The sequence below is a fragment of the Salinimicrobium oceani genome (genome assembly GCF_012037645.1).
In genome coordinates this window covers 91,129-113,487 of the sequence record NZ_JAAVJR010000002.1, presented here as the reverse complement: position 1 = coordinate 113,487, position 22,359 = coordinate 91,129, and the positions used below count along the sequence as shown (strand labels likewise).

The 22,359-nt window shown below is 42.8% G+C and carries 24 protein-coding genes and 2 tRNA genes; 13 read left to right on the top strand and 13 right to left on the bottom strand.

The features are described 5' to 3' along the window. The first annotated feature begins 78 nt into the window (after positions 1-78). The 3 genes from proC (at position 79) to HC175_RS04075 (ending at position 1,277) form a co-directional block, all read left to right on the top strand. On the top strand, positions 79-885 hold the full coding sequence (gene proC, locus HC175_RS04085) for a pyrroline-5-carboxylate reductase (protein ID WP_168137245.1): 807 nt from the start codon (positions 79-81) through the stop codon (positions 883-885). 117 nt (positions 886-1,002) lie between these two features. Further along, a tRNA-Asn gene (locus tag HC175_RS04080) sits at positions 1,003-1,076 on the top strand. 127 nt (positions 1,077-1,203) lie between these two features. Next, positions 1,204-1,277 (top strand) — tRNA-Asn (locus HC175_RS04075). Between the two features lie 155 nt (positions 1,278-1,432). Here the strand turns inward: HC175_RS04075 and HC175_RS04070 are convergent. Both HC175_RS04070 and rseP read right to left on the bottom strand, forming a co-directional pair. Further along, positions 1,433-1,651, bottom strand: coding sequence for a hypothetical protein (locus tag HC175_RS04070; protein ID WP_168137244.1), 219 nt, complete (start codon positions 1,649-1,651; stop codon positions 1,433-1,435). Between the two features lie 66 nt (positions 1,652-1,717). Continuing rightward, on the bottom strand, positions 1,718-3,091 hold the full coding sequence (gene rseP, locus HC175_RS04065) for an RIP metalloprotease RseP (RefSeq protein WP_168137243.1): 1,374 nt from the start codon (positions 3,089-3,091) through the stop codon (positions 1,718-1,720). A gap of 156 nt (positions 3,092-3,247) precedes the next feature. Between rseP and HC175_RS04060 the strand changes: the two genes are divergently transcribed. The 4 genes from HC175_RS04060 to HC175_RS04045 all read left to right on the top strand — a co-directional run bounded on the left by HC175_RS04060 (position 3,248) and on the right by HC175_RS04045 (position 6,519). Then, on the top strand, positions 3,248-3,919 hold the full coding sequence (locus HC175_RS04060) for an SCO family protein (protein WP_168137242.1): 672 nt from the start codon (positions 3,248-3,250) through the stop codon (positions 3,917-3,919). Between the two features lie 112 nt (positions 3,920-4,031). Then, positions 4,032-4,262, top strand: coding sequence for a FeoA family protein (locus HC175_RS04055; RefSeq protein WP_168137241.1), 231 nt, complete (start codon positions 4,032-4,034; stop codon positions 4,260-4,262). A gap of 2 nt (positions 4,263-4,264) precedes the next feature. Continuing rightward, the gene (gene feoB, locus HC175_RS04050) at positions 4,265-6,364 is read left to right on the top strand and encodes a ferrous iron transport protein B (RefSeq protein WP_168137240.1); all 2,100 of its coding nucleotides are present in this window, start codon (positions 4,265-4,267) and stop codon (positions 6,362-6,364) included. A 2-nt stretch (positions 6,365-6,366) separates the two neighbouring features. After that, the gene (locus HC175_RS04045; protein WP_168137239.1) at positions 6,367-6,519 is read left to right on the top strand and encodes a FeoB-associated Cys-rich membrane protein; all 153 of its coding nucleotides are present in this window, start codon (positions 6,367-6,369) and stop codon (positions 6,517-6,519) included. 64 nt (positions 6,520-6,583) lie between these two features. On the opposite strand, the gene HC175_RS04040 is transcribed toward HC175_RS04045, so the two are convergent. Beyond that, on the bottom strand, positions 6,584-7,405 hold the full coding sequence (locus HC175_RS04040; RefSeq protein WP_168137238.1) for a ZIP family metal transporter: 822 nt from the start codon (positions 7,403-7,405) through the stop codon (positions 6,584-6,586). After that, complete coding sequence (locus tag HC175_RS04035) at positions 7,405-8,064, bottom strand: metal-dependent transcriptional regulator (RefSeq protein WP_168137237.1); 660 nt, start codon at positions 8,062-8,064, stop codon at positions 7,405-7,407. The genes HC175_RS04040 and HC175_RS04035 overlap by 1 nt, the downstream gene beginning before the upstream one ends. 101 nt (positions 8,065-8,165) lie before the next feature. Between HC175_RS04035 and HC175_RS04030 the strand changes: the two genes are divergently transcribed. Continuing rightward, complete coding sequence (locus HC175_RS04030; RefSeq protein ID WP_317172080.1) at positions 8,166-10,451, top strand: TonB-dependent receptor; 2,286 nt, start codon at positions 8,166-8,168, stop codon at positions 10,449-10,451. Between the two features lie 19 nt (positions 10,452-10,470). Here HC175_RS04030 and HC175_RS04025 read toward each other — a convergent pair whose 3' ends face one another. Beyond that, the gene (locus HC175_RS04025) at positions 10,471-11,196 is read right to left on the bottom strand and encodes a TerB family tellurite resistance protein (RefSeq protein WP_168137236.1); all 726 of its coding nucleotides are present in this window, start codon (positions 11,194-11,196) and stop codon (positions 10,471-10,473) included. A gap of 147 nt (positions 11,197-11,343) precedes the next feature. On the opposite strand from HC175_RS04025, the gene HC175_RS04020 reads away from it, so the two are divergent. From HC175_RS04020 to HC175_RS04010, 3 genes are all read left to right on the top strand, one after another. After that, positions 11,344-11,754: a BrxA/BrxB family bacilliredoxin gene (locus tag HC175_RS04020; protein WP_168137235.1), complete on the top strand. Its 411-nt coding sequence runs from the start codon at positions 11,344-11,346 to the stop codon at positions 11,752-11,754. A gap of 171 nt (positions 11,755-11,925) precedes the next feature. Continuing rightward, positions 11,926-12,666: a lysophospholipid acyltransferase family protein gene (locus HC175_RS04015; RefSeq protein ID WP_168137234.1), complete on the top strand. Its 741-nt coding sequence runs from the start codon at positions 11,926-11,928 to the stop codon at positions 12,664-12,666. An 18-nt stretch (positions 12,667-12,684) separates the two neighbouring features. Then, entirely contained in the window at positions 12,685-13,353 is a 669-nt protein-coding gene (locus HC175_RS04010; RefSeq protein ID WP_168137233.1) for an HD domain-containing protein, read from the top strand. Here HC175_RS04010 and HC175_RS04005 read toward each other — a convergent pair. The 8 genes from HC175_RS04005 to HC175_RS03970 form a co-directional block, all read right to left on the bottom strand. Next, entirely contained in the window at positions 13,350-14,423 is a 1,074-nt protein-coding gene (locus HC175_RS04005) for a PA0069 family radical SAM protein (RefSeq protein ID WP_168137539.1), read from the bottom strand. The genes HC175_RS04010 and HC175_RS04005 overlap by 4 nt on opposite strands. A 51-nt stretch (positions 14,424-14,474) precedes the next feature. Further along, the gene (locus HC175_RS04000) at positions 14,475-15,257 is read right to left on the bottom strand and encodes an enoyl-CoA hydratase/isomerase family protein (RefSeq protein WP_168137232.1); all 783 of its coding nucleotides are present in this window, start codon (positions 15,255-15,257) and stop codon (positions 14,475-14,477) included. Between the two features lie 5 nt (positions 15,258-15,262). Next, positions 15,263-16,717 (bottom strand): sensor histidine kinase, encoded by a 1,455-nt coding sequence (locus HC175_RS03995; RefSeq protein ID WP_317172098.1) that lies wholly within the window; start codon positions 16,715-16,717, stop codon positions 15,263-15,265. A 38-nt stretch (positions 16,718-16,755) separates the two neighbouring features. After that, entirely contained in the window at positions 16,756-17,304 is a 549-nt protein-coding gene (locus tag HC175_RS03990) for a CopD family protein (protein WP_168137231.1), read from the bottom strand. Positions 17,305-17,306: 2 nt separating this feature from the next. Then, entirely contained in the window at positions 17,307-17,600 is a 294-nt protein-coding gene (locus HC175_RS03985; protein WP_168137230.1) for a type II toxin-antitoxin system RelE/ParE family toxin, read from the bottom strand. Continuing rightward, positions 17,590-17,880 (bottom strand): addiction module protein, encoded by a 291-nt coding sequence (locus HC175_RS03980; RefSeq protein WP_168137229.1) that lies wholly within the window; start codon positions 17,878-17,880, stop codon positions 17,590-17,592. The genes HC175_RS03985 and HC175_RS03980 overlap by 11 nt, the downstream gene beginning before the upstream one ends. Before the next feature lie 52 nt (positions 17,881-17,932). Next, on the bottom strand, positions 17,933-18,964 hold the full coding sequence (hemH, locus tag HC175_RS03975; protein ID WP_168137228.1) for a ferrochelatase: 1,032 nt from the start codon (positions 18,962-18,964) through the stop codon (positions 17,933-17,935). Between the two features lie 94 nt (positions 18,965-19,058). Further along, a complete protein-coding gene (locus tag HC175_RS03970; RefSeq protein ID WP_168137227.1) occupies positions 19,059-19,949 on the bottom strand; it encodes an AraC family transcriptional regulator in 891 nt (296 codons plus the stop codon). Between the two features lie 210 nt (positions 19,950-20,159). Here HC175_RS03970 and hemA point away from each other — a divergent pair, with 210 nt between their 5' ends. After that, on the top strand, positions 20,160-21,419 hold the full coding sequence (gene hemA, locus HC175_RS03965) for a glutamyl-tRNA reductase (protein WP_168137537.1): 1,260 nt from the start codon (positions 20,160-20,162) through the stop codon (positions 21,417-21,419). Continuing rightward, entirely contained in the window at positions 21,416-22,339 is a 924-nt protein-coding gene (gene hemC, locus HC175_RS03960) for a hydroxymethylbilane synthase (protein ID WP_168137226.1), read from the top strand. The genes hemA and hemC overlap by 4 nt, the downstream gene beginning before the upstream one ends. The last annotated feature ends 20 nt before the right edge of the window (positions 22,340-22,359 follow it).

Below are 22,359 nucleotides of genomic sequence, written 5' to 3'. Positions count from 1 at the left end.
TTTGCGAATTAAAATAATTATTAAAAACTTAGGGTCCCGTACAGTCTTTGCACAATAAGAATCAAAATATAGAAGAAAATGAAAGTGTTAGTTATTGGAGCAGGAAATATGGGTCTCACCTATGCAGAAGGGATGGCCTCTTCAACTTATTTGAACCGAAGAAAATTAATGGTTTACGATGTGTCACCAGACAAGATTGTGGCGCTTAAGGAAATGGGCATGTTCGATGTCCATGAAAAACTTGAAGATGCCCTGCCCGAGGCAGATGTGATCTTCCTGGCAGTAAAACCTTACCACAGTGAAGAATTGTTCGAGCGCATGAAGCCGATGATGAATAACGAACAAATTGCAGTTTCCCTTATGGCAGGAGTCACCATAAGCAGTATCCAAAATGGGCTGGGAATTAGAAAAGTGGTTAGGGCGATGCCTAACCTGCCGGCACAGGTAGGAAAAGGAGTGACTTCTTATACAGAATCCAAGGAAGTTTCAAGGGTGGAACTTTTGATGATTCGAAACCTTCTGGATACTACTGGAGAATCCATACATGTGAAAAACCAGAATTTCATTGATGCCTCTACGGGAATTTCAGGAAGTGGACCGGCTTATGTTTTTTACTTTATGAATTCCATGCTTGAAGCAGCCTTAAAAATGGGCTTTTCAGAAAATGATTCCCGGGTGCTAGTGAGCCAGACCTTTGAAGGGGCTGTTGAGTTATTTAACCAAAACGATCTCTCCCCCACGCTTTGGATGGACAGAGTGGCCTCAAAAGGAGGTACGACCCGCGCAGCCTTAGATTCCATGGATGATAATAATGTAAAGGAATTGATCAAGGATGCCGCATATGCCGCTTTTGACAGGGCTGTGGAACTGGGAGAAGAAAGCTAGAAACCCCCAAGCTTAGAGAAATAAATTCCGGAAATATTCCGTGTTACTTTTTTGAAGAATATTTAGGGAAAATTAAAAATTAGATTATATTTGCAACCGCAAAATTGGTTGCAATATTCCTCCTTAGCTCAGTTGGTTAGAGCATCTGACTGTTAATCAGAGGGTCCTTGGTTCGAGCCCAAGAGGAGGAGCAAAAATTGAAGGTCAATTCTATTGGGCGAGAAGTTTATCCCGAGCGAAGTCGAGGGGAGCCCAAGAGGAGGAGCAAAAAAAGGGTGTTAGTGACCTTTTAAAAATACACTGAAGACATATTGAAATTCCTCCTTAGCTCAGTTGGTTAGAGCATCTGACTGTTAATCAGAGGGTCCTTGGTTCGAGCCCAAGAGGAGGAGCTTCTAATAAAATGCCATCTTTATGATGGCATTTTTTATTGGACCCTATTGGCAAGGAGAGTCAATTCTTCAAAAACCGCTCTTTATACCTGATTATTTCAGCCGGAGCCAGCGACTAAACAATTCAGCTTTACAAGATCTTCTCTGGAGCAACCTCAAAATAAGGCTTCAAAAATGGCATTTTTGAAGCGTATCTTTTTCGCGGTTTCAACCGTTGTGATTTTCTTTCCGGCTGGTGAATTTTCCACAGTAGCCTTTTCAACGAAAGCTTCGATAGAATTTCCGGCGTAATGTTTAATTGGTAATCGAGCCGAATAATACCTGCCAAAAAGGTCATTTTCCGAAGGTATTCCGCAGCATAATTCTGTGGACATGATTTCAAAAAATAGAAAAGGCTGAAGAAATGTCTTCAGCCTTAAAAATTCTTAAATACGCAAAGGTTAATCAAACAACCAGCGATAGATATCATTTCCGTTAGCGAATAAAACCAAAGCGATCAAGATCACAAAGCCTGCAAGTTGAGCGTATTCCATGAACTTCTCGTTCGGTTTTCTACCTGTTACCATTTCATAGAGCAGGAACACCACGTGGCCTCCATCTAATGCCGGGATAGGCAGAATGTTCATAAAGGCGAGGATGATGGAGATAAAAGCTGTGGTCATCCAGAAGGCCTGCCAGTTCCACGCATCGGGGAAAAGCCCGCCAATAGCGCCAAAACCACCTACCTGAGTCGCTCCTTTTTTGGTGAAAACGTATTTGAATTGAGCCACATAATCATGCAGGGTCCAGTAGGCAAGGTCAAATCCTTTTGCAATGCTCTCGCTGAACGAATAATACTCCCTGCTTACCTTAATAGACGATTTCGTATTCACGTAAACCCCAAGATCTCCTTCTTCATTGGGTGTTATCGATATGGTCTTAAGATGATCTTTTAGAACTGCAGCCTTATCGCTGTCCAGCTCCACGCTTTCAAAATCTCCTCCGCGGCTGTAAACCAGTCTTAGCTCTTCACCTTTGCTTTCATCCACTTTACGCGTTAGCTGATGCCAGTATCCCACTTCAATATCATTGATGGAAATGATCCTGTCTCCTTTCTTAAGGCCGGCAAGATCTGCAGGACTGCCAGAAACTACAGAATCCAGTATTGGCAGAGCCATAGGAACAAAAGGTTGCATCACTCCCTGCTCGAACATTTGCGAACCAACATCTTCGGGCACCTGGATGGTTTCTCTCTGGCCATCCTGATGTTCAACTGTTATACTCTTTACATCTCTTAAAAAAAGATATTTGTTGATGTCTATACTGTTCTTGAGGTCGTCTCCATTGACTGCAAGCACTTTGTCTCCATCTCTAAAGCCGTATTCCTTAAAAGTATCGTCAACTGCAAAACCATTGGGCATATCTTCGGGAGCAATATATGGGCTGCCCCAGGTGAAAACTACCATCATATAGATGAAGAATCCGAGTACGATATTCACCGTTACCCCGCCAACCATGACGATAAGCCGCTGCCATGCAGGTTTGCTTCTAAACTCCCATGGTTTGGCCGGTTGTGCCATTTGCTCACGGTCCATGCTCTCATCGATCATCCCGGAGATCTTCACGTAACCTCCCAACGGCAACCAACCTAATCCATAAACGGTATCTCCTATTTTCTTCTTGAAAAGGGCAAATTTCACATCAAAAAACAGGAAAAACTTTTCCACCTTTATCCCAAACATCTTTGCCGGAATAAAATGACCGAGTTCATGAAGTATGATGAGAATTGATAAACTAAGTATTAATTGAAGTGCTTTTATAAAAAAAGGATCCATAACAATCTTGGGTAAATTAAAATCGCACAAAAGTAAACTTTTAAAGGTTCTCAAAAAAGTTTAAAAATTGAGCTGCTTCAGGATCAGGTATTTTTCATAGCTGGCAATATTCAAAATTGGGCTGCAGAATTGTATTTTTGTCCCAAATTAAATGTTATGCTCCAGTTTTTCGCCAAATACAAATTTTTCGGAATTTTCCTGTTCGTACTTTCGGCGATCATCATTGTCATCATTTATAATATTCTGAAACCTGAAAAGAGATTGCCGGTTTACCAACCCGATATGGTCAATAACGAGTTGGTAGACTCTACCATGCAAGAGGTAAGGAAATATCACAAAATAAAAGATTTCAGGCTCTTCAACCAAAATGGGGATACCATCACCCAGGATTTTTATCAGGACAAGATCTATGTAGCCGATTTCTTTTTCACCACCTGTCAAACAATTTGTCCCATAATGACAGATCATATGCTGAAGATCCAGCAAAAGATCAAAGAGGACAGGGAAGTACTGTTACTTTCTCATACTGTTATTCCAAATTATGACAGCGTACCGGTACTGCGAAAATATGCCGATGAAAAAGGTGTCATAGACGAAAAATGGAACCTCGTGACCGGCGACAAAAAAGAGATCTATGATCTCGCCCGCAAATCCTATCTCGCGGCAAAAAGCGACGGAGACGGCGGAACCTTCGACATGATCCATACCGAAAATTTTGTGCTGGTGGATAAAGAGCGCAGAATTAGAGGCTTCTATGACGGCACCAGCCCCAATGCCATAACACAGCTTTTAGAAGATATTGAAGTGCTGAAAAAGGAGTATCGGTAGATCTGATCCTTATCAGTTAAAGTTTAAATAACTGCTCTTTTGTGAGTTCAGGTTTTTCTAATCGTGGATTTTGCCTTATTTTTGCCTTGTTTAAAATCAATCTAAATAAACTTTGAGCAAGACAATTGCCGATCTAAAGAGGGGCCAGCGCGGGGTCATCAAAAGTTTTTCAGCAGAAATTATTCCGCTAAAGCTTCTTGAAATGGGATGTTTGCCAGGCAATGAGGTGGAACTGGTGCAAACGGCACCCTTTCGAGATCCTTTGTACCTCAACATTAACGGAAGTCATCTTGCGATTCGAAAAGAGACTGCTCTGCATATCGAAATAGAAATTCTACCCTAATCATGGCCAAACAATTAAATGTAGCACTCATTGGCAATCCAAATACCGGAAAGACATCGGTATTTAATCAGCTTACAGGGTTGAATCAACAAGTTGGGAATTATCCCGGAATTACGGTTGAGAAGAAAGAAGGAATATGTAAGCTTCCCAAGAACATCAAAGCTCACATCCTTGATCTTCCCGGCACCTACAGCCTTAATGCCTCCTCTCTCGATGAGAATGTGGTCATCGAACTGCTGCTGAATAAAAATGACAAGGATTATCCAGATGTTGCCGTAGTGGTAAGTGATGTGGAAAATTTAAAGCGTAATCTGCTCCTTTTTACCCAGATCAAAGATCTTGAAATCCCTACGATCCTCGTAATTAACATGGCCGACCGTATGGAGCGCAAGGGAATCAGCATTGACGTTCCTGCCCTTGAAAAACAGCTCAAAACTCGTGTGGTTCTTGTAAGTGCCCGAAAAAATACAGGGATCAACGAACTTAAAGAACACATTGTAAACTACAGGCATATTTCTACAGAGCCTTGTTTGCATGCTTCATCCATGGATCCGGAGTACTTTAACCGTCTTCGCAACGCCTTTCCCAACCAGTCCTTATACAAACTTTGGCTGGTCATCACCCAGGATGTCAATTTTGGAAATGTCAACCGAAATAGCCTGGGCAACAGGGAGGATTTTGTTACCAAAGATGTTGCAGCCTTGAAAAAAATGCAGCAGAAGGAAACGATTTTGCGCTATCAGTTCATCAATTCGGTCTTAAAGCAAACCATGACCGTTGATGCTAATGCCGCCAAGGGATTAAGGGCAGGAATGGACAGGATCCTTACTCACAAAGTATGGGGCTATCTCATATTCTTCGCTATTTTATTGTTGATCTTCCAGGCGATCTATGACTGGTCGAGCTATCCTATGGATTTTATTGATGCGAGTTTTGCGAGCTTAAGTGAGTTTGCAAATTCCACCTTACCCGCGGGCCCGTTTACGAACCTTATTTCTGAAGGGATCATCCCCGGCCTTGGAGGTATAGTAATTTTTATACCTCAAATTGCTTTTCTCTTTCTCTTCATTTCCATTCTTGAAGAAAGTGGTTATATGAGTCGCGTAGTTTTTTTGATGGATCGCATTATGAGAAGATTCGGCTTGAGCGGTAAAAGTGTTGTGCCCCTGGTCTCGGGAACTGCCTGTGCTATTCCTGCAGTCATGGCATCAAGGAATATTGAAGATTGGAAAGAAAGACTTATCACTATTCTGGTAGTTCCTTTCACGACCTGCTCTGCCAGGCTTCCTGTTTATCTCATCATCATTGCCCTGGTGATTCCCGAACGTTCCTTTATGGGCTTTAATCTGCAGGGCCTTACCCTCATGTTGCTTTACATGCTAGGCTTTGGGATGGCTATATTTTCTGCCTGGGTACTGCATAAGATCATCAATATTAAGAGCAAATCTTATTTTGTAGTGGAAATGCCAAACTACAAGGTTCCTATGCTCAAAAACGTGGGGATCAATGTGGTTGAGAAGACAAAAGCCTTTGTACTGGGGGCAGGAAAGATCATTCTAGCCATTTCTATTATTCTTTGGGTACTGGCAAGTTATGGTCCGGGAGATGATTTTAGTAACGCCCGGGAGATTGTGGAAGCCAAATACAGCGACACCTATCTTCCCGAAGCCGAAATAAATGAACTGGTTGCCTCATATAAACTTCAGCACTCCTATATTGGGAATATCGGAAAAGCCATAGAGCCTGCTGTTGCTCCTTTAGGTTATGATTGGAAAATTGGAATTGCTATAGTGAGTTCCTTTGCGGCACGGGAAGTATTTGTTGGAACTCTGGCTACGATCTACAGCGTAGGAAGTGACGAAGAAGAGACCATAAAATCGAGAATGGCGTCAGAAACGAATCATATTCTTGGCGGCCCCTTGTTTACTTTAGCCAGCGGTGTAAGCCTGCTTTTATTTTATGCCTTTGCCATGCAATGTATGAGCACACTCGCTATTGTGAAGCGGGAAACCAACACCTGGAAATGGCCGGTGTTGCAATTAATAACAATGACAGTGATAGCCTATATTGCAGCGCTATTTGCTTTTCAGCTATTAAAATAACTATGGAATTATTTCAGGAAATACTGGTCTTTATCACCTTTGCACTTGCAGTAGGATACATGTTCACAAAGTTTGTCTATAAGCCCAAGTTCATCTTCGGAAGCAAAAAGGAAAGCGGCAAATCCTGCGGAACAGGATGTGGCAGCTGCCACTAAATTCACACCAGCAGATCATTCAGCTGAAGATGACGGGCTGCAGAAATAGCCGGATCTTCAATGTCTATCCCAGCCCAACGTCCAGGGTCATCATCACCATAAATCCGCCAATAAATCCCATAGTGGCAATATCGGTAAAACGATCCTGTTGAGCCTCCGGTATTACTTCCTCTACTACCACAAAGATCATTGCCCCGGCAGCAAAACACAGCGCATAGGGCAGAATAGGTTCAAAGGTCATTACGGCCCACGCACCAAGAACAGCTGCAATGGGTTCCACTATTGCAGAAAGCTGACCATAGTTCCAGCTCTTCCAGCGGCTCATCCCCTGCCCTCTTAATGGCATGGCTACCGCGAATCCTTCGGGGAAGTTCTGTAAACCAATACCCATTGCGAGTGCAACGGCCCCACCAATACTGGCGCCTTCAAGTCCCATTGCAGCCCCACCAAAAAGGACTCCTATAGCAAGGCCTTCGGGAATATTGTGCATGGTAATTGCCAGGGTGAGAAGAACAGATTTATGCCAGGGAGTCTTCACCCCTTCCTTGTCGGCCATTTTAAAATTTACGTGCAAGTGCGGAAGTATTTTATCCAGGCCAAAGATGAAGAAGGCGCCTAACCCAAAGCCTACTACGGCAGGGATCACTTTTACGAATCCTTCTCCTTCGCTCATTTCAATGCCGGGGGCTAGCAGGCTCCAGAAACTCGCTGCGACCATGACACCACCCGTAAAGCCCAGCATGCCGTCGAATAATGCCCTATTCATCTTTTTAAATAAAAATACCAGCGAGGCTCCCAGGGCTGTAAGTCCCCAGGTAAAAAGAGTAGCTAAAAAAGCTGCCAATACAGGATCCAAAGATTCGAAGTATGCGATGATATTATTCATTATTCGGTAGGTTTTACAAAAAGGTTATTTGAAATGGTCTTGGAAACACGTAGCTCACTTTGCCCTATCTCTATTAGGACAGACTCGTCATACTCTTCCCGCTGCACCACTTTAATGGTCTTTCCCAGGGTGATCTCGTTCTTATCAAGATATCTCAGGAATTCTGTAGAAGAATCTTTTACCCCCACACAGATCCCGGCATGTCCTTCCTTTAGGTCGGCCAGCAGCATTTTATTGGCAATCCTGAAATTTCCCTCGGCATCTGGAATAGGGTCTCCATGAGGATCTCTTTTGGGATGGCCCAGAAACTTGTCCAGCTCATCGGTAAGCTTTTCTGATTTAATATGCTCCAGTTGCTCGGCAATGTCGTGGACCTCATCCCAGCTGAAATTCAGTTTTTCCACCAGAAACACTTCCCAGAGCCTATGCTTCCGAATCACCTCCACAGCCGTCTTCTTTCCAATATCACTTAGCTGCACGCCCTGATATTTGCGGTATTTTACCAGTTTTTTATCTGAAAGCTTCTTCACCATATCGGTGACAGAAGAAGCTTTAGTTTCCATTTCCTCGGCCAGGGCATTAGTACTGACTCCTCCGGAATACTTTTTTTCCAGGTGAAAGATTGCCTTTAAATAATTCTCTTCAGAAAGACTGAACATGCACGTTAGTTTTTACGCATCAAAAATACATTTTTTATCCTTCATAAACAATTTTTAGACTTATCTAAAAATTGTTTTTACCTTTGTAAAAAATATACGTTGTGAAGTTGATCATGCTAAACCTTTTTTTGTGCTGTGGCCTTGCTGTTCATAGTCAGACCGTGAAGATTTCAGGAAAAATCACCTCGGGAGATCAACCTGTGGCTTTTGTAAATATCTATCTGGAGGGTACAGAGACAGGAACAACTACCAATAAGCAAGGAGAATATACTTTGCAGGCGCCTTTTGGACACCATGAGCTTATTCTCCAGGCAGTAGGTTATAAAACTCAGAGACACCACCTGGACATTTTAAATTCCGAGCCTCTAAAAATGGATTTCTCCCTACAGGAAGACATAACAGGGCTGGACCAGGTGGTAATTTCTGCGAGCCGAAACGGCCAGCTTCGACATACTGCTCCTGTGATCGTCTCAGTAACTTCAGCTAAAGAATTTAAGGCCACCCAGTCCATAAGCCTAAGCGAAGGACTCAATTTTCAACCCGGGCTGAGAATGGAAACGAACTGCCAGAATTGCGGCTTCTCGCAGGTGCGAATGAACGGACTGGATGGCGCCTATTCCCAGATCCTCATTGACAGCCGACCAATTTTTAGCGCCCTCAATGGCGTATATGGCCTGGACCAGATCCCGGCGAATGCAATTGAAAGGATAGAGGTGGTACGCGGCGGCGGTTCAGCTCTTTATGGGTCGAATGCCATCGCGGGAACAATAAATATTATTACTAAGGTCCCGACTGAAGATTATTTTGAAGTAGCCGGTAATCTTGCCGCCATAAATGCCGGGAGCACCGATCAAGCGGTAACCTTCAATGGCACCGTTCTCACCGATAGCTATAACGCGGGGTTCAACGTTTATGGAATGTTCAGAGACCGCCAGCCATACGATCACAATGATGATGGTTTTACTGAACTCACCCAGGTAGAAAATAAAACCTTCGGGTTTAAGTCATTTTTGACACCTAATGACAGAAGCAAATTAAGTCTTGACTTCCATACGATCTATGAATTTCGCCGCGGCGGAAGTCAGCTGGAGCTTAAGCCGTTTGAAGCTGAAATCACCGAACAAATTGCAAGTGATGTTCTGGGCGGTGGCCTCACCTACGAAAGCTTCTCCAAAAATGGCAGTTTCAGGTATTCCTTATACAGCAGCGCCCAATTATCCAGCAATAATAATTTCTATGGCGGAAGAGCTGAAACCTTAGAAGAAAGTTTAAGAGGTTATGGAACTTCTCAAGACAAAACATATCTCCTCGGCTCTCAGTTTTCCCTGGATCAGGAAAACTTTTTTGGATCACCTGCGACATTGACGTTTGGAAGCGAACTCAAAAACAATCGCATGACCGACAGCAAACCAGGTTATAATGCCTTCATCGACCAGAACCTGAATATTCTAGGTATCTATGCCCAGCAGGAATGGCAAGCGACAGAAAAAATAAAAGTGCTGGGTGGGTTGCGGGCAGATCTCCACAACGCAGCAGAAGAAAATTTCATTTTTAATCCGCGAGTTAATCTGCTCTATGCTGCAAGTGAGCATTTACAGTTTCGCACCAGCTACGCAAAAGGTTTTAGAGCGCCACAGGTTTTTACTGAAGACATCCACGCCAGGATCGCTGCAGGAGAGGTGAGTCTCGTGCAGTTCTCTGAAGACCTCATTTCCGAAACATCTCATAGTTATCTCGCTTCTGCCGAATGGAGTAAAACTACTCTAGATGAAAATTACAGGCTTACTTTCGAAGGTTTTTACACCCGGCTCCAAAATCCGTTTATCCTCGAGAGAGTTTCTGAAACTGTCTTTGAAAAAAGCAATGGCGAGGGTGCCGATGTCTACGGAATCAACCTCGATGCGGTTTTTGCGCCAAATCCAGATTGGATCCTGCAATTGGGAGGAACCTTTCAGAAAGCGCAGTACGATACTCCGGTAAAATTTAGTAATGATCCTGAAGTACCTCTCAAAAATGCCGAAAATTTCTTCAAATCTCCCAACATCTACGGAAATTTCATTCTTACGTACGCTCCTGTAAAGAACTGGCAGAACAACTTATCGGGCGTTTACACCGGTAGTATGTACGTACCGCACCTGGCGGGATATATCGCCAACGACCGACTTGAAAAAACTGAAGATTTCGTGGAGATCAATTTCAAGACCGCTTACACTTTTGAATTGCAAAAAGATTTCCAGCTGGAACTGAATCTTGGGATTCAAAATATCTTGAATGAATATCAGCAGGATTTTGATCGTGGGGTGGACAGGGATGCGAATTACGTCTATGGCCCGTCAAGGCCCAGAACTGCATTCATTGGCTTAAAATTCGGAAATAAATTACTTTAGAAAACACCTTTTTTGAGACCTATAATCCACGCTCCTTCTGAATTTGCTCGTAAGCCTCCTGCACTTTTCTGAATTTTTCTTCAGCTCCTTTCCGGTAGGCCTCATCCATGTGCTGTAACTTATCGGGATGGTACTTTTTGGCCATTTCTCTGTATGCCTTTTTCACTTCAGCATCGGTTGCAGATTTTTCGATCTCCAGGATCTTATATGCGTTATCTGTGGTCTTGAAGAACATGGCATGCAAGCTCTCATAGTCCTTCACCCCTATCCGAAGATAGCCAGCAATTTGCCTTATTTTGCCTGCTTCAGCCTGACTCACACTGCCGTCGGCATTCGCAATGCTGAAAAGAAAATGAACGATCTGCAATCTTGCAGCATACTGAGTGCGAGCAGCTAAAAATTGTGAAATTCGGCGCTCATCCAGCTGTCGGTCCTTAACAACATCGTTAAAGGTTCGGAAAACGGCATTTGCACGTTCCTTTCCGTAGGCCTGCACAAAATAATTCCGCACGTAGTCCATCTCCTGCTGACTCACCTTACCGTCGGCTTTGATCACAATAGCAGAAAGTGTCAGCAAATGCAATTCAAAATCTCCGGGGGTAACTCGCTCTTCTTCAGAAAAGATCTTGAATCCGCCGCGGGAGGAGGTAAGAGAGTCAATGAGACTTCCTATAATAAAACCTAGGATAGCACCACGATATCCATAAAACATAAGGCCGACAAAGGCGGCGAACCACTTAATCATTTTAGGAACTTTGGGTTGCAAAGATAGCATTTACCCTGGCAAATAGGCATTGATTTCCATGACCTTCGGTACATCTGCCTAAAATTTACGCTCTTAGTTTAATTTGGTATCTTTGCATCTTTAGTTCTAACAATAAAAAATTGATATATGTATCCACCGGAATTAGTGAAGCCAATGCGAGAAGATCTAACGAGCATTGGGTTTGAAGAATTACAAACCGAAGCACAGGTTGATGAGGCAATTTCCAGAAAAGGTACAACCCTTGTAGTTGTAAATTCTGTATGTGGCTGTGCCGCAGCAAATGCACGACCTGCAGCAAGAATGAGTCTGCAAAACAGCAAAAGACCAGATCACCTGGTAACTGTATTTGCAGGAGTAGATAGAGAAGCAACAGAAAAAGCACGGGATTACATGGTGCCTTTCCCTCCCTCTTCCCCATCTATGGCCTTGTTTAGAGATGGCGAACTGGTACACATGCTCGAGAGACACCACATTGAAGGGCGTCCTGCAGAGATTATAGCTGATAATCTTACAGAAGCTTACAACGAATTCTGCTAAGCAGCTAAGAACCAAAAAAAAGAGCAGTCAAAAATGTCATTTTTGACTGCTCTTTTTTTTTGCCTTTATTTTAGAAATAACCAGAGCAATACCTGAAAGTGGCAGAAATCTTCTAATGTTGCACGGCAGGAATTAATTACAGAAATTGCAGCCTCTTGCAAGCAAGCGAAAATGAAAACTTTAAAAAAGATCCTTTCCTACCCGCTTTCGGTAGTTTTTTACTTCTTCTTTTTCATCAACCTGCTGGTTTTCCACCCCATACAATGGTTAAGTCTAAAACTGGGAGGTTACCAGGCTCACAAGACCAGTGTGGACATTTTCAACTTTTTCCTGTTGCGTTGTCTAAATATTCTTGGCACCCGCTACTCCTTTGAAAATCCTCATCAGCTTCCCACCGAAAAGCCCTGCATTTTTGTAGCCAATCACCAGGGTATGTATGATATCCCGCCCATCATTTGGCATATGCGGAAACACCATCCCAAGTTTGTGAGCAAAAAAGAGCTGGGAAAAGGGATTCCCAGTATTTCGTATAATTTAAGACATGGCGGAAATCTACTTATCGACCGCACGAAAGGGCGAGAATCCCTGGTAGCAATGAGTAAATTCGCAGATTATCTGAATAAGAATAACCGCTCTGCAGTGATCTTTCCTGAAGGTACCCGAAGCCGCACCGGCGCTCCAAAAAAGTTTGCAGTTCAAGGCCTTCAGCTACTTATTAAAAAAATGCCCAATGCCGTTGTAGTACCTGTAACCATTAATAATAGCTGGAAGCTTTTTCGCTATGGCAGTTTCCCTATGGGAATTGGAGTTCACCTGATGCTAAAAGTGCATGAACCTATCCCCGCAAACGCTGAAGACCCGGCGGCAATGGTTGCCTTGGTAGAAAGAACTATTACGGCAGATATACATTAAAAACGCGCCATCAATTTCATGAACAAAACACAGATAATTCACGATACTATTGCTTTTGTACAGCAACGTCTTGCAAATGCCGAAGGAGGACACGACTGGTTTCATATTGAACGCGTATTTAAGAATGCACGTGACATAGCTGCCGGAGAAAAGGTTGATCTTTTCGTGGTAGAATTAGGTGCCTTACTTCATGATATTGCCGACTATAAATTCCACAATGGAGATGAATCTGTTGGTCCCCAGGTGGCAAGAAACTTCCTGAAAGAAAAACAGGTGCCCGCCGATATCATTGAACATGTAGAGCAAATCATCACCTGGATCTCCTTCAAAGGCGGAAATGAAGTTTCGACCTTTAATTCTTTAGAACTCCAGGTTGTACAGGATGCCGACAGACTGGACGCACTTGGAGCCATTGGCATTGCCCGCACCTTTAATTACGGAGGCTTTAAAGGCAGAGCGATCTTTGATCCCCACGTCAAGCCTAACCTCAACATGACAAAAGAAGAATATAAAGCTTCTACAGCGCCAACTATAAATCATTTTTACGAGAAGCTTTTCCTGCTGAAAGATCGCATGAATACCGAAACAGGAAGACAACTTGCAGAAGAAAGACATGCGTTTATGGAACTTTTCCTTCGGCAGTTCTATAAGGAGTGGGGTTTAGATGCTCAAAAATGGGATTTTTAGAACAGCTTCATTTGCCCATCCTTATACTGCTCATGAAGATCACAGTTCAGCAGCGGTCTTTCCTTATCCTTTAAGTAAAGTTTTCGGGCAATTGCAAATTGCTGCGCCACCTGGTCGGCGATATTGCCTTCCCCTTTCATTCGCGCTCCAAAGCGACTGTCATTCAAATTTCCATTATGGCACTCTGCGATTTGATGAAGTACTTTTTCGGCCCGGCCCGGCATTGCCTTCCTAATCCAAGCAGAAAAAACCTCACCTATTGCTCCGTTGAGCCTAACCACTGTATATCCTACTCCACAAGCGCCTCTTTCTGAAATTTCCTTGACCAGCGGTAAGATCTCGTGGCTATTGATGGAAGGAATAATGGGAGCCATCATCACACTTACAGGTACACCTTTAGCAGAGAGAACTTCCAGAGTTTCCAGCCTTTTCTTAATACTGGCAGTACGGGGTTCCAGCAATTGCCGTGTGCGCTCATCCAGCGAAGTAATCGATAGATTAACCCGCACAAGATTATCTTTTGCCAGTTCCTGAAGAAGATCAAGATCCCGCTGAATGAGAGCGTTCTTCGTTATGATCCCTACCGGGTGCCGATACTTTAGAAAAGTCTGAAGCAATTTTCTGGTAATTTCCAGCTTCCTTTCTACAGGCTGATAACAATCTGTATTGCCCGAAAGTACAATAGGAGCAGCTTTCCAGCTTTTGCTGCGCAGCTTCTGTTCCAGCAATTCCACCGCATTACGCTTTACCAGGATCTTCTGCTCAAAATCCAGGCCTGCGCCGTAACCCCAGTATTCATGGGAATTTCGGGCATAGCAGTAAACACAACCGTGTTCACAGCCCTGGTATGGATTAAGGGAATATTCCAGCCCAACATCCGGGCTGGTTACTTTATTCACAATGGTCTTCGGAAAGGTGTCTAAAAAGGAAGTTTTAGAGGAGCTTGCCTCATCCCCTTCAGCCGCACAATAATTGAGGAAATCATCCCTCATCTCATATTCCAAAGCATCAAACCTGTTCTTGACCTGATGCTGTGCGCCTCTTCCTTTGATATAATCGCTCCTCTCCATGAGGAACAAAAATAGGAATTTTTCCTTTAATTAGGAAAATATCCAAATAATTTACTTCCCGGGAAAATTAGCTTTTCGTTTACTTAAGAAAGCTGAAGTGCCTTCTTTAAAATCTTCGGTACCAAAAGATTGACCAAAGGCCTCGATTTCCACTTCATAGCCATTGACGTCATTTCTAAAACTTGAATTTACCGCCTTAATAGCTGCTCCAATTGCTACAGAAGAATTATTGAGGATCTTGCCGGCAATTTTCTCTGCCAGAGGTATTAGTTCTTCAGGCGTTGTAACATGGTTCACTAGTTGATACTCCAGTGCCTGTCTCGCATCGATCATTCCAGCTGTCATGATCATTTCCATCGCTCTTCCTTTTCCTACAAGCTGAGGCAACCTTTGTGTTCCTCCATAACCAGGGATCACTCCCAGAGAAACCTCAGGTAAACCCATGCGGGCATTGTCACTGGCAATTCTAAAATGTGCGGCCATCGCGAGTTCGAGTCCGCCACCAAGAGCAAAGCCGTTAATGGCTGCAATTACAGGCTTAGAAAGGTTTTCTACCAGATCAAATAATTTTTCCTGTCCTTCGGCAGCCAGGCGTTTGCCTTCTTCCGCAGAAAAATCGGCGAATTCACTGATATCGGCACCAGCTACGAAAGCTTTTTCTCCACTTCCGGTGAGGATGATCACTTTAATATCTGAATCTTCTTCGGCAGATACAAAAGCCTCGTGCAGCTCATTTATAGTGGCCTTGTTCAAAGCATTTAGCTTAGAAGGCCTGTTTATAGTAATGTACGCAATGTGGTCGTTTTCTTCAAACAGAATATTTTCGAAATTCATAGGTCTTATTTTGGAAAAAGTACTTTAAAGATAGTGCCTTTATTTAATTTAGAGGTAAAGGTGATGCTCCCGCCACAGCTTTCAACAATATTTTTCACCATGGCGAGCCCTAGTCCCATTCCACTCGATTTTGTAGTGAATTTTGGCTCAAAGATCATGGATTTGTTTTCTTCAGAAATACCCACGCCATTGTCTGAAACCGTTAAACACGCCCGGCCTTCCTCTTCGGTCACTGTCACCAACACCGCCGGTTTTTCTTCTAGAGCCACAGCCTGCACTGCATTTTTGACGAGGTTTGTCACCACACGTATCAACTGGGTGCGGTCAAATTTCGCTATGATCTCTTCCTTTTCCGAAGAGAACATGATATAATCTTCATTAAAAATATCAAGTGCCAGTTTTACTATTTTAGGAACATTAAGGGTTTCATTTTGTTGCGCCGGCATCTTGGCAAAGTTTGAAAATGCCGAAGCAATTGAACTCATCGTATCTATCTGGGTGATCAAGGTATCGCTGAATTCATCTACCTTTTGCTGCATTTGAGGATCATTGGGATCAAATTTTCTTTGGAAACTCTGTACACTCAAGCGCATAGGCGTAAGCGGATTTTTGATCTCATGAGCTACCTGTTTTGCCATTTCGCGCCATGCCTGCTCTCTCTCGCTGGTAGCAAGTTTGACAGCGCTCTCCTCCAGGTCATCGATCATCGAATTGTATGCAGTTACCAGGGTGAAGATCTCCTCACTTACATTGCCTATTTCGATCTTCTGATTCTTCTTATCGAGGCGGGTTTGATGAATCTTTTCTGAAATTGTCTTGAGGCTTCTCGTAATGTACTTGGAAAGAAAATAGGCCAGCAAAATTGCGAGTACCAACATGAACAGGTAAACCTCTGTAAGCCGAATAAGGAAATTCCTGAGATCTCGGGTAATAAAGAAATCATCTTCCAGATACGGCAGATTCAGAATAGCGAGAGGCCTGAATTTATTGTCTGTGATATAAGTATATGAAGACTGAAAGCGTTTATCATTCTTGACGGTTTGCCTTAAAACCCTTTTTTGAGAGGAAGTGGCGAGCTCCTCAACTACACTCCTGTCGAGTCTTAGATCTGTGGTATCTGGAAAGAAGGATTGATTGGATTTAAGAATAAGATCCCCCTGAAGGCTGTAAACATTGATGGGCATATTGTGCACCTGTGAGATCTCATGGATCTTGTCATCTTCCTTTAAAATAAGGTATACAAAATCTTCAGAAACCTCGTAGGTTGTACTTTCAACCACAAATTTGATGTTTTCCCGAATGGCTTCCTCCTTACGCTCAAGCCGCTCCCGATGATACTCCTGGGCTTCTTTCTTGTACTGCAGCACTGTGATCCCGCCAATAAGGATCGATGCCAGTAAGACCAGCAGGATCATTGAAAGAAAGATTCGGGTTCTTAATGAGAATTTCAAAAGCCTTATTTTAAAGTGGCAAAATAGCTACAATTATTAAACCATTCCTAAAGATCGGGATTTTTAGATCGCAGACGCTTATAGACCTTAATTCCCAGCATGAGCATTGCTGCAAGAAGAAATATCCCCACCACCCCGTAGATCCAGTTCAACGCATCCCGAAGAATTACCAGAAATACAACGGCAAATAAGATAAGGGTTGAAACTTCATTCCATAACCTCATTTGATTTGAGGTCCAGGTGACCCTATCTTTTTGAAGCTGATTAAAAATGTGATGAGTTTTAAAATGATATGCGAACAGCAGAAGAACAAAAGCAAGTTTTACATGCATCCATGGCATTTGCAGCCAAACTGGAGCAAGAATTAAAAGCCAAACGGCAAAAATTGTTGCAAGAACTGCGGAAGGCCAGGTAATGATGTACCACAATCTTTTGGTCATCAACTTTAATTGGGTGCTTAAAATGCTCTTTTCGGGTTCCGGTTTTTCTGAAGCTTCTATGTGATAAATAAATAGTCTCGGAATGTAAAAAAGTCCGGCGAACCAGGTGATCACAAAGATGAGATGAAGGGCCTTGATGTAATTGTAGTATTCCAATTTTATGCTGAAGGTTTTTTATCTGGATTGAGGCGAGTGTTAAAAATGGCAAGAATTGTAATCTTTTTTTGTGCCAGAACATAGATCATGAGGTAAGGAAAAATTTTTAGAGGGAATTCTCTGAAGCCATTTTTCTTTCTGGGAAAAGCTTCAGGGTTCTGCCTAATGAATTTAACACCGTTTTCAACCTCCCGAACGAACCTTTCTCCTAATCCTTTTTGTTTCTTCTCATACCAGAGGTACGCTTCTATTAAATCTTTCTGTGCTTCTTTCCGAAAATCAACTTCAGAAGCCATACAAGTCTTTAATATTCTGTCTCACATCTTCCCAGCTGACGCCTTCGGTCTTTCCTTCGAGGTAATCCCTGTAGCGTCTGGTTAACTCCTCCTCTTGCTCTGGCGAAATGTTCAATTCTTCTGAAAGTGCAGCCATTTTACTAGAAATATATTCCTCTCCTGCTTCTGAAGCTTTAGACGAATAGTCAAGCAAAATCTCCTCCACCCTCTTCAAAACGGAAGCATCATCACAGTTAATGATCTTCTCTAAAAGTCCCAACTTAAGCCTCTCCTTTTCCATATCCTAACAAAGATACAGAAAACTGCATTTTGAAGAGGTGTCAAAAATGGGATTATACAGCAACATTTTGGTGAGCCCATTCATCGATCCAGCGTGCCAGAACCTTCACCCAATCCTCACGATCATTAAGGCAAGGCACCACAGTGAATTTTTCTCCTCCTACCTCTTCAAAGATCTCTTTCCCTTCCATCGCGATCTCTTCTAAGGTCTCAAGACAATCTGAAACGAAAGCCGGAGTAACAATAGCAAGGTTCTTCACCCCTTCAAGTCCTTTTCTCTCGATCGTTCGGTCTGTGTAAGGCTGCAACCAGGGATCGAAACCGAGTCTTGACTGAAAGGATACTGAATATTTACCTTTTTCAAGCCCCAGGTATTCGGCTACTAATTTTGTGGTCTCATAACACTGGTGGCGGTAGCAGAATTGATGCGCAGCAGAAGGTGTTTGGCAACAACTGCCATCTATTGTACAATGGGATTTAGTGATATCGCTCTTCCTGATATGCCTTTTTGGAACCCCATGATAAGAGAATAAAAGATGATCGAAATCCACTCCTTTCAAAGATTCAGATATACTTGTACCCAACACCCGAATATAATCTGCATGATTGTAGAACGCAGGAACCGAAGTAAAAGTCATCTGCGGAAAATGCTTTTTCCGAAGTTCTTCAGCCAGCACCAGGATTGTTTCGGTAGTCGCCATTGCAAACTGCGGATATAGCGGAAAAATGAGCACCTCATCAACGCCCTTGTCCTGCAGTTCCTGAAGTCCGCTTTTTATGGAGGGCTTACCGTAGCGCATGGCAAGGGCAATTGGCACAGAAGTTAATTCATCCACTTTCTCCTGAAGCCTTTCAGAAAGTACGATAAGAGGAGAGCCCTCTTCCCACCAGATCTTCTCATAAGCCTCGGCCGATTTCTTTGGCCTGGTGTTGAGAATAATTCCTCTTACTAAAAGGGTACGGGCCCAGTAAGGCACATCTATCACCCTTTCATCCATTAAGAATTCATCGAGATATTTCTTTACATCTTTTGGATCTGTACTGTCGGGAGAACCAAGATTGACAAGTAAAACTCCTTTGCTCATCTTTTAAATTTGCTTCAAAAATACAATTAATAAGTTCGGCTGAAAATGCTTCGGAAAGCTTTAGAATGATGGTTCCATTGAGGGAACCTATAGATCAGGCTTCCGAAGTAAGCGACATCAGGTATTTTTTGGGAGTAGTTCCAAATTTTTTCCTGAAAGCAGCAATAAAATGGCTGGAGGTACTATAGCCAACCTTCAAACCGACTTCATTGACATTATATTCCCCCGAATCCAGAAGTTTCCTCGCATATTCCATTTTATAATCGAAAAGAAAACTATACACAGAGTCGCCGTAGATCTGCTTAAACCCTTCCTTCAGCTTTTTAAGGCTAAGGCCAATTTCCCTTGAAAGCTCCTGCAACGAAGGCGGTTCGGCCATGTTTGCGATCACAAGGTCCTTTGCTTTTCTTATTTTCAACACATTTTCCTCATCACTCAAAAAAGGACATTGTTCTACATCGGGCTCTTCAGATCTATTGAAATACAGGCTGAGCAGCTCATAGGCCTTTGCTTTATAATATAAATTCTTAATTGTGGGAATTACATTATAATTAAAAACCTGATTAAGCACAATGACCATTCCCGGCGAGAGGGGCGTGTCCTTATAATATTGTTTATCCCTGTTTTCGAGATTCAAAAAGCTGATGTAGCCAGCTTCATCAGAAAACAGGGCGTGAAATTTCTTTATGGAAATGACAATGGAGATCACCCAGCTTTGCGGCTGCAGCTCCAGGTCAATGGGTAAATCTCTTTTGGGGTTGTAAAGCAGCAGTGCATTTTCTTCCAGCAAAGGAATTTTATAGCTGCCATTGTTAAAGAAGAATCTGCCTTCCCCTTTTCCGGAAAAGTGAAACTGAATAAAATTGCTGTTGATGTTTCGCTGCACCTTCAGCGGCTGCCTGGACGGATTCTGGAATTTCAGCAGATAGAATCCCTCTTCCAGTTTAGATTTTTCGAAGGCACCTTGAGCGACATTTTCTTCCATAGCTTCTTGAGATTACAACGATCTTCTATTTAGATTTGTTCTAAACAAATAGGACGACTTGTTAGATTCAATAGGCAAAATTAGCTGAAAAATATGATATCGATCAGTTTATGGGATAAAATCACGTGCAGCGACAAAAAATGTACTTTGAGCGTTGTTTTTTGATTTAACGTTATCTTAATTTTGGCAGTTGAATTCCTAATCAGGTACATGGAAGATTACAATATTTCAAGAGGAAAACATTTTTATACGATTGGGCTAAGTTATAAGAAAGCCGATGCAGAGATAAGGGGACATTTTAGTCTTGACGAAACCGGAAAGAAAAACTTGCTTGAGCAGGCAAGAAATGAAGGGATTGATGGCCTACTTGTTACTTCTACCTGTAACCGTACAGAGATCTATGGATTTGCCCAGCATCCTTTTCAGCTCATAAAATTACTTTGCGAACATACGCATGGCACGGTTGAGGAATTTGAAAAGGTAGCCTACGTATATAAGAATAAAGATGCTATCTCTCATATGTTTCGGGTAGGGACCGGTCTTGACAGCCAGATCCTGGGAGACTTTGAGATAATTAGTCAGTTAAAGCTCGCATTTTATCAGTCTAAGGAAGCAGGTGTTGCAAATCCCTTTTTTGAGAGGTTAGTGAATGCTGTGATCCAGGCGAGCAAGCGTATAAAGAATGAAACAGAAATTTCATCGGGGGCTACTTCGGTAAGTTTTGCCTCAGTTCAGTACATTCTAAGGAATTTTCAGAATCCGGCCGATCAGAATATCCTGCTCTTCGGAACAGGAAAAATTGGCCGAAACACCTGTGAAAATCTGGTAAAACATACCAGGAACAACCATATTACACTTATTAACCGTACTAAGGATAAGGCAGAGAAAGTTGCAGGGAAATTCAACCTTACGGTTAAGGATTATGCCGATCTTCAAGCCGAGATAAGACAGGCAGATATTCTAATTGTGGCTACCGGTGCGCAACACCCTACCATCACCAAAGATCTTATTTATAATAAAAAAGATCTGTTGATCCTGGACCTTTCTATCCCTAAGAATGTTTCGAATGAAGTGCAGGAGCTTCCGGGAGTTTCGGTAATTCACCTGGACCATCTTTCCCAGATCACAGATGAAACTCTGGAGCGCAGAAAAGCAGCCATTCCACATGCTCAAAAAATAATTGCTGAAGCAGAAACAGAATTTAATTCCTGGCTTGAAACCCGGAAATTTGCACCTACAATTAAGGCACTGAAGAAAAAACTTCGGGCAATGAAAGATGCCGAAGTAGATTTTCAGCGCAAAAAGATCTCTGACTTTAATGACCAGCAAGCTGAAATTCTTGGCGATCGCATTATTCAGAAGATCATGAATCAATTTGCAAACCATCTTAAAGGGGATTCAAATTCTACAGATGAAAGCCTGGAATTAATTCAGAAGGTATTTCAACTGGAACAGCCTGTCAAGAGATGAGCAAGGTCATACGCATAGGAACACGCGACAGCGAACTGGCGCTTTGGCAGGCCAATGCCGTAAAAAACGCTCTTGAAAAGCTAGGGCATAAGACGGAATTGATCCCGGTAAAATCTCAGGGTGATCTGGTGCTCGACAAGCCACTTTACGAATTTGGGATCACAGGTATTTTCACAAAAACCCTTGATGTCGCAATGATCACCGATCAAATTGACATTGCAGTGCATTCAATGAAAGATGTGCCAACGGCACTACCAAAAGGAATTGTAGAAGCTGCGATCTTAAAAAGGGCAAATACACAGGACATTTTAGTTCACAAAGGCACCGATTTTCTCAATGAAGAAGGGATAGTTGCAACGGGCAGTCTAAGACGACAGGCTCAATGGTTGCATAAATATCCCCATCATGAAATTGTAGATCTAAGAGGCAATGTAAACACGCGTCTTCAAAAGCTAAAAGACAATAACTGGAACGGTGCCATCTTCGCTGCCGCAGGCCTGGAGCGAATAAACCTGAAACCCGATTCTTTTATTGATCTAAAATGGATGATCCCGGCTCCTGCACAAGGAGCGATGTTAGTTGTAGCAAAAGAGGAGGATGATTTTTGTCGAAATGCACTATCAGCTCTCAACCACGAAGCTACAGCCATTTGTGTGCATATTGAAAGGGAGTTTTTACGCGTACTGGAAGGCGGTTGTACAGCACCCATTGGTGCTCTGGCGACTATTGAAGGCGAAATTATTCACTTTAAAGCTGCTCTCTTTAGTCTTGACGGGCAACAGAGAATTGGAGTGGAGAAAGAAATTCCCATTTCTGAACATGAAAGCTTTGGCAGGGCATGCGCAAAAGAAGTTCTTGAAGCAGGTGGCGCAGAACTTATGCGGGAAATAAAACAAGCTGTGAACAACACCAAGGGCTAACCGCTCACAAACCTTCCATA

Bases quoted from the DNA above. Each gene is read 5' to 3' on its own strand.
- HC175_RS04000 (WP_168137232.1), bottom strand. From the start codon at position 15,257: ATGAATTTCGAAAATATTCTGTTTGAAGAAAACGACCACATTGCGTAC.
- feoB (WP_168137240.1), top strand. From the start codon at position 4,265: ATGGCCAAACAATTAAATGTAGCACTCATTGGCAATCCAAATACCGGA.
- HC175_RS04025 (WP_168137236.1), bottom strand. From the start codon at position 11,196: ATGATTAAGTGGTTCGCCGCCTTTGTCGGCCTTATGTTTTATGGATAT.
- HC175_RS04035 (WP_168137237.1), bottom strand. From the start codon at position 8,064: ATGTTCAGTCTTTCTGAAGAGAATTATTTAAAGGCAATCTTTCACCTG.
- HC175_RS04045 (WP_168137239.1), top strand. From the start codon at position 6,367: ATGGAATTATTTCAGGAAATACTGGTCTTTATCACCTTTGCACTTGCA.
- hemA (WP_168137537.1), top strand. From the start codon at position 20,160: ATGGAAGATTACAATATTTCAAGAGGAAAACATTTTTATACGATTGGG.
- HC175_RS04010 (WP_168137233.1), top strand. From the start codon at position 12,685: ATGAACAAAACACAGATAATTCACGATACTATTGCTTTTGTACAGCAA.
- HC175_RS04020 (WP_168137235.1), top strand. From the start codon at position 11,344: ATGTATCCACCGGAATTAGTGAAGCCAATGCGAGAAGATCTAACGAGC.
- HC175_RS03980 (WP_168137229.1), bottom strand. From the start codon at position 17,880: ATGGAAAAGGAGAGGCTTAAGTTGGGACTTTTAGAGAAGATCATTAAC.
- hemH (WP_168137228.1), bottom strand. From the start codon at position 18,964: ATGAGCAAAGGAGTTTTACTTGTCAATCTTGGTTCTCCCGACAGTACA.
- HC175_RS04040 (WP_168137238.1), bottom strand. From the start codon at position 7,405: ATGAATAATATCATCGCATACTTCGAATCTTTGGATCCTGTATTGGCA.
- HC175_RS04070 (WP_168137244.1), bottom strand. From the start codon at position 1,651: ATGTCCACAGAATTATGCTGCGGAATACCTTCGGAAAATGACCTTTTT.
- HC175_RS04060 (WP_168137242.1), top strand. From the start codon at position 3,248: ATGCTCCAGTTTTTCGCCAAATACAAATTTTTCGGAATTTTCCTGTTC.
- rseP (WP_168137243.1), bottom strand. From the start codon at position 3,091: ATGGATCCTTTTTTTATAAAAGCACTTCAATTAATACTTAGTTTATCA.
- HC175_RS03985 (WP_168137230.1), bottom strand. From the start codon at position 17,600: ATGGCTTCTGAAGTTGATTTTCGGAAAGAAGCACAGAAAGATTTAATA.
- HC175_RS04015 (WP_168137234.1), top strand. From the start codon at position 11,926: ATGAAAACTTTAAAAAAGATCCTTTCCTACCCGCTTTCGGTAGTTTTT.
- proC (WP_168137245.1), top strand. From the start codon at position 79: ATGAAAGTGTTAGTTATTGGAGCAGGAAATATGGGTCTCACCTATGCA.
- HC175_RS03970 (WP_168137227.1), bottom strand. From the start codon at position 19,949: ATGGAAGAAAATGTCGCTCAAGGTGCCTTCGAAAAATCTAAACTGGAA.
- HC175_RS04005 (WP_168137539.1), bottom strand. From the start codon at position 14,423: ATGGAGAGGAGCGATTATATCAAAGGAAGAGGCGCACAGCATCAGGTC.
- hemC (WP_168137226.1), top strand. From the start codon at position 21,416: ATGAGCAAGGTCATACGCATAGGAACACGCGACAGCGAACTGGCGCTT.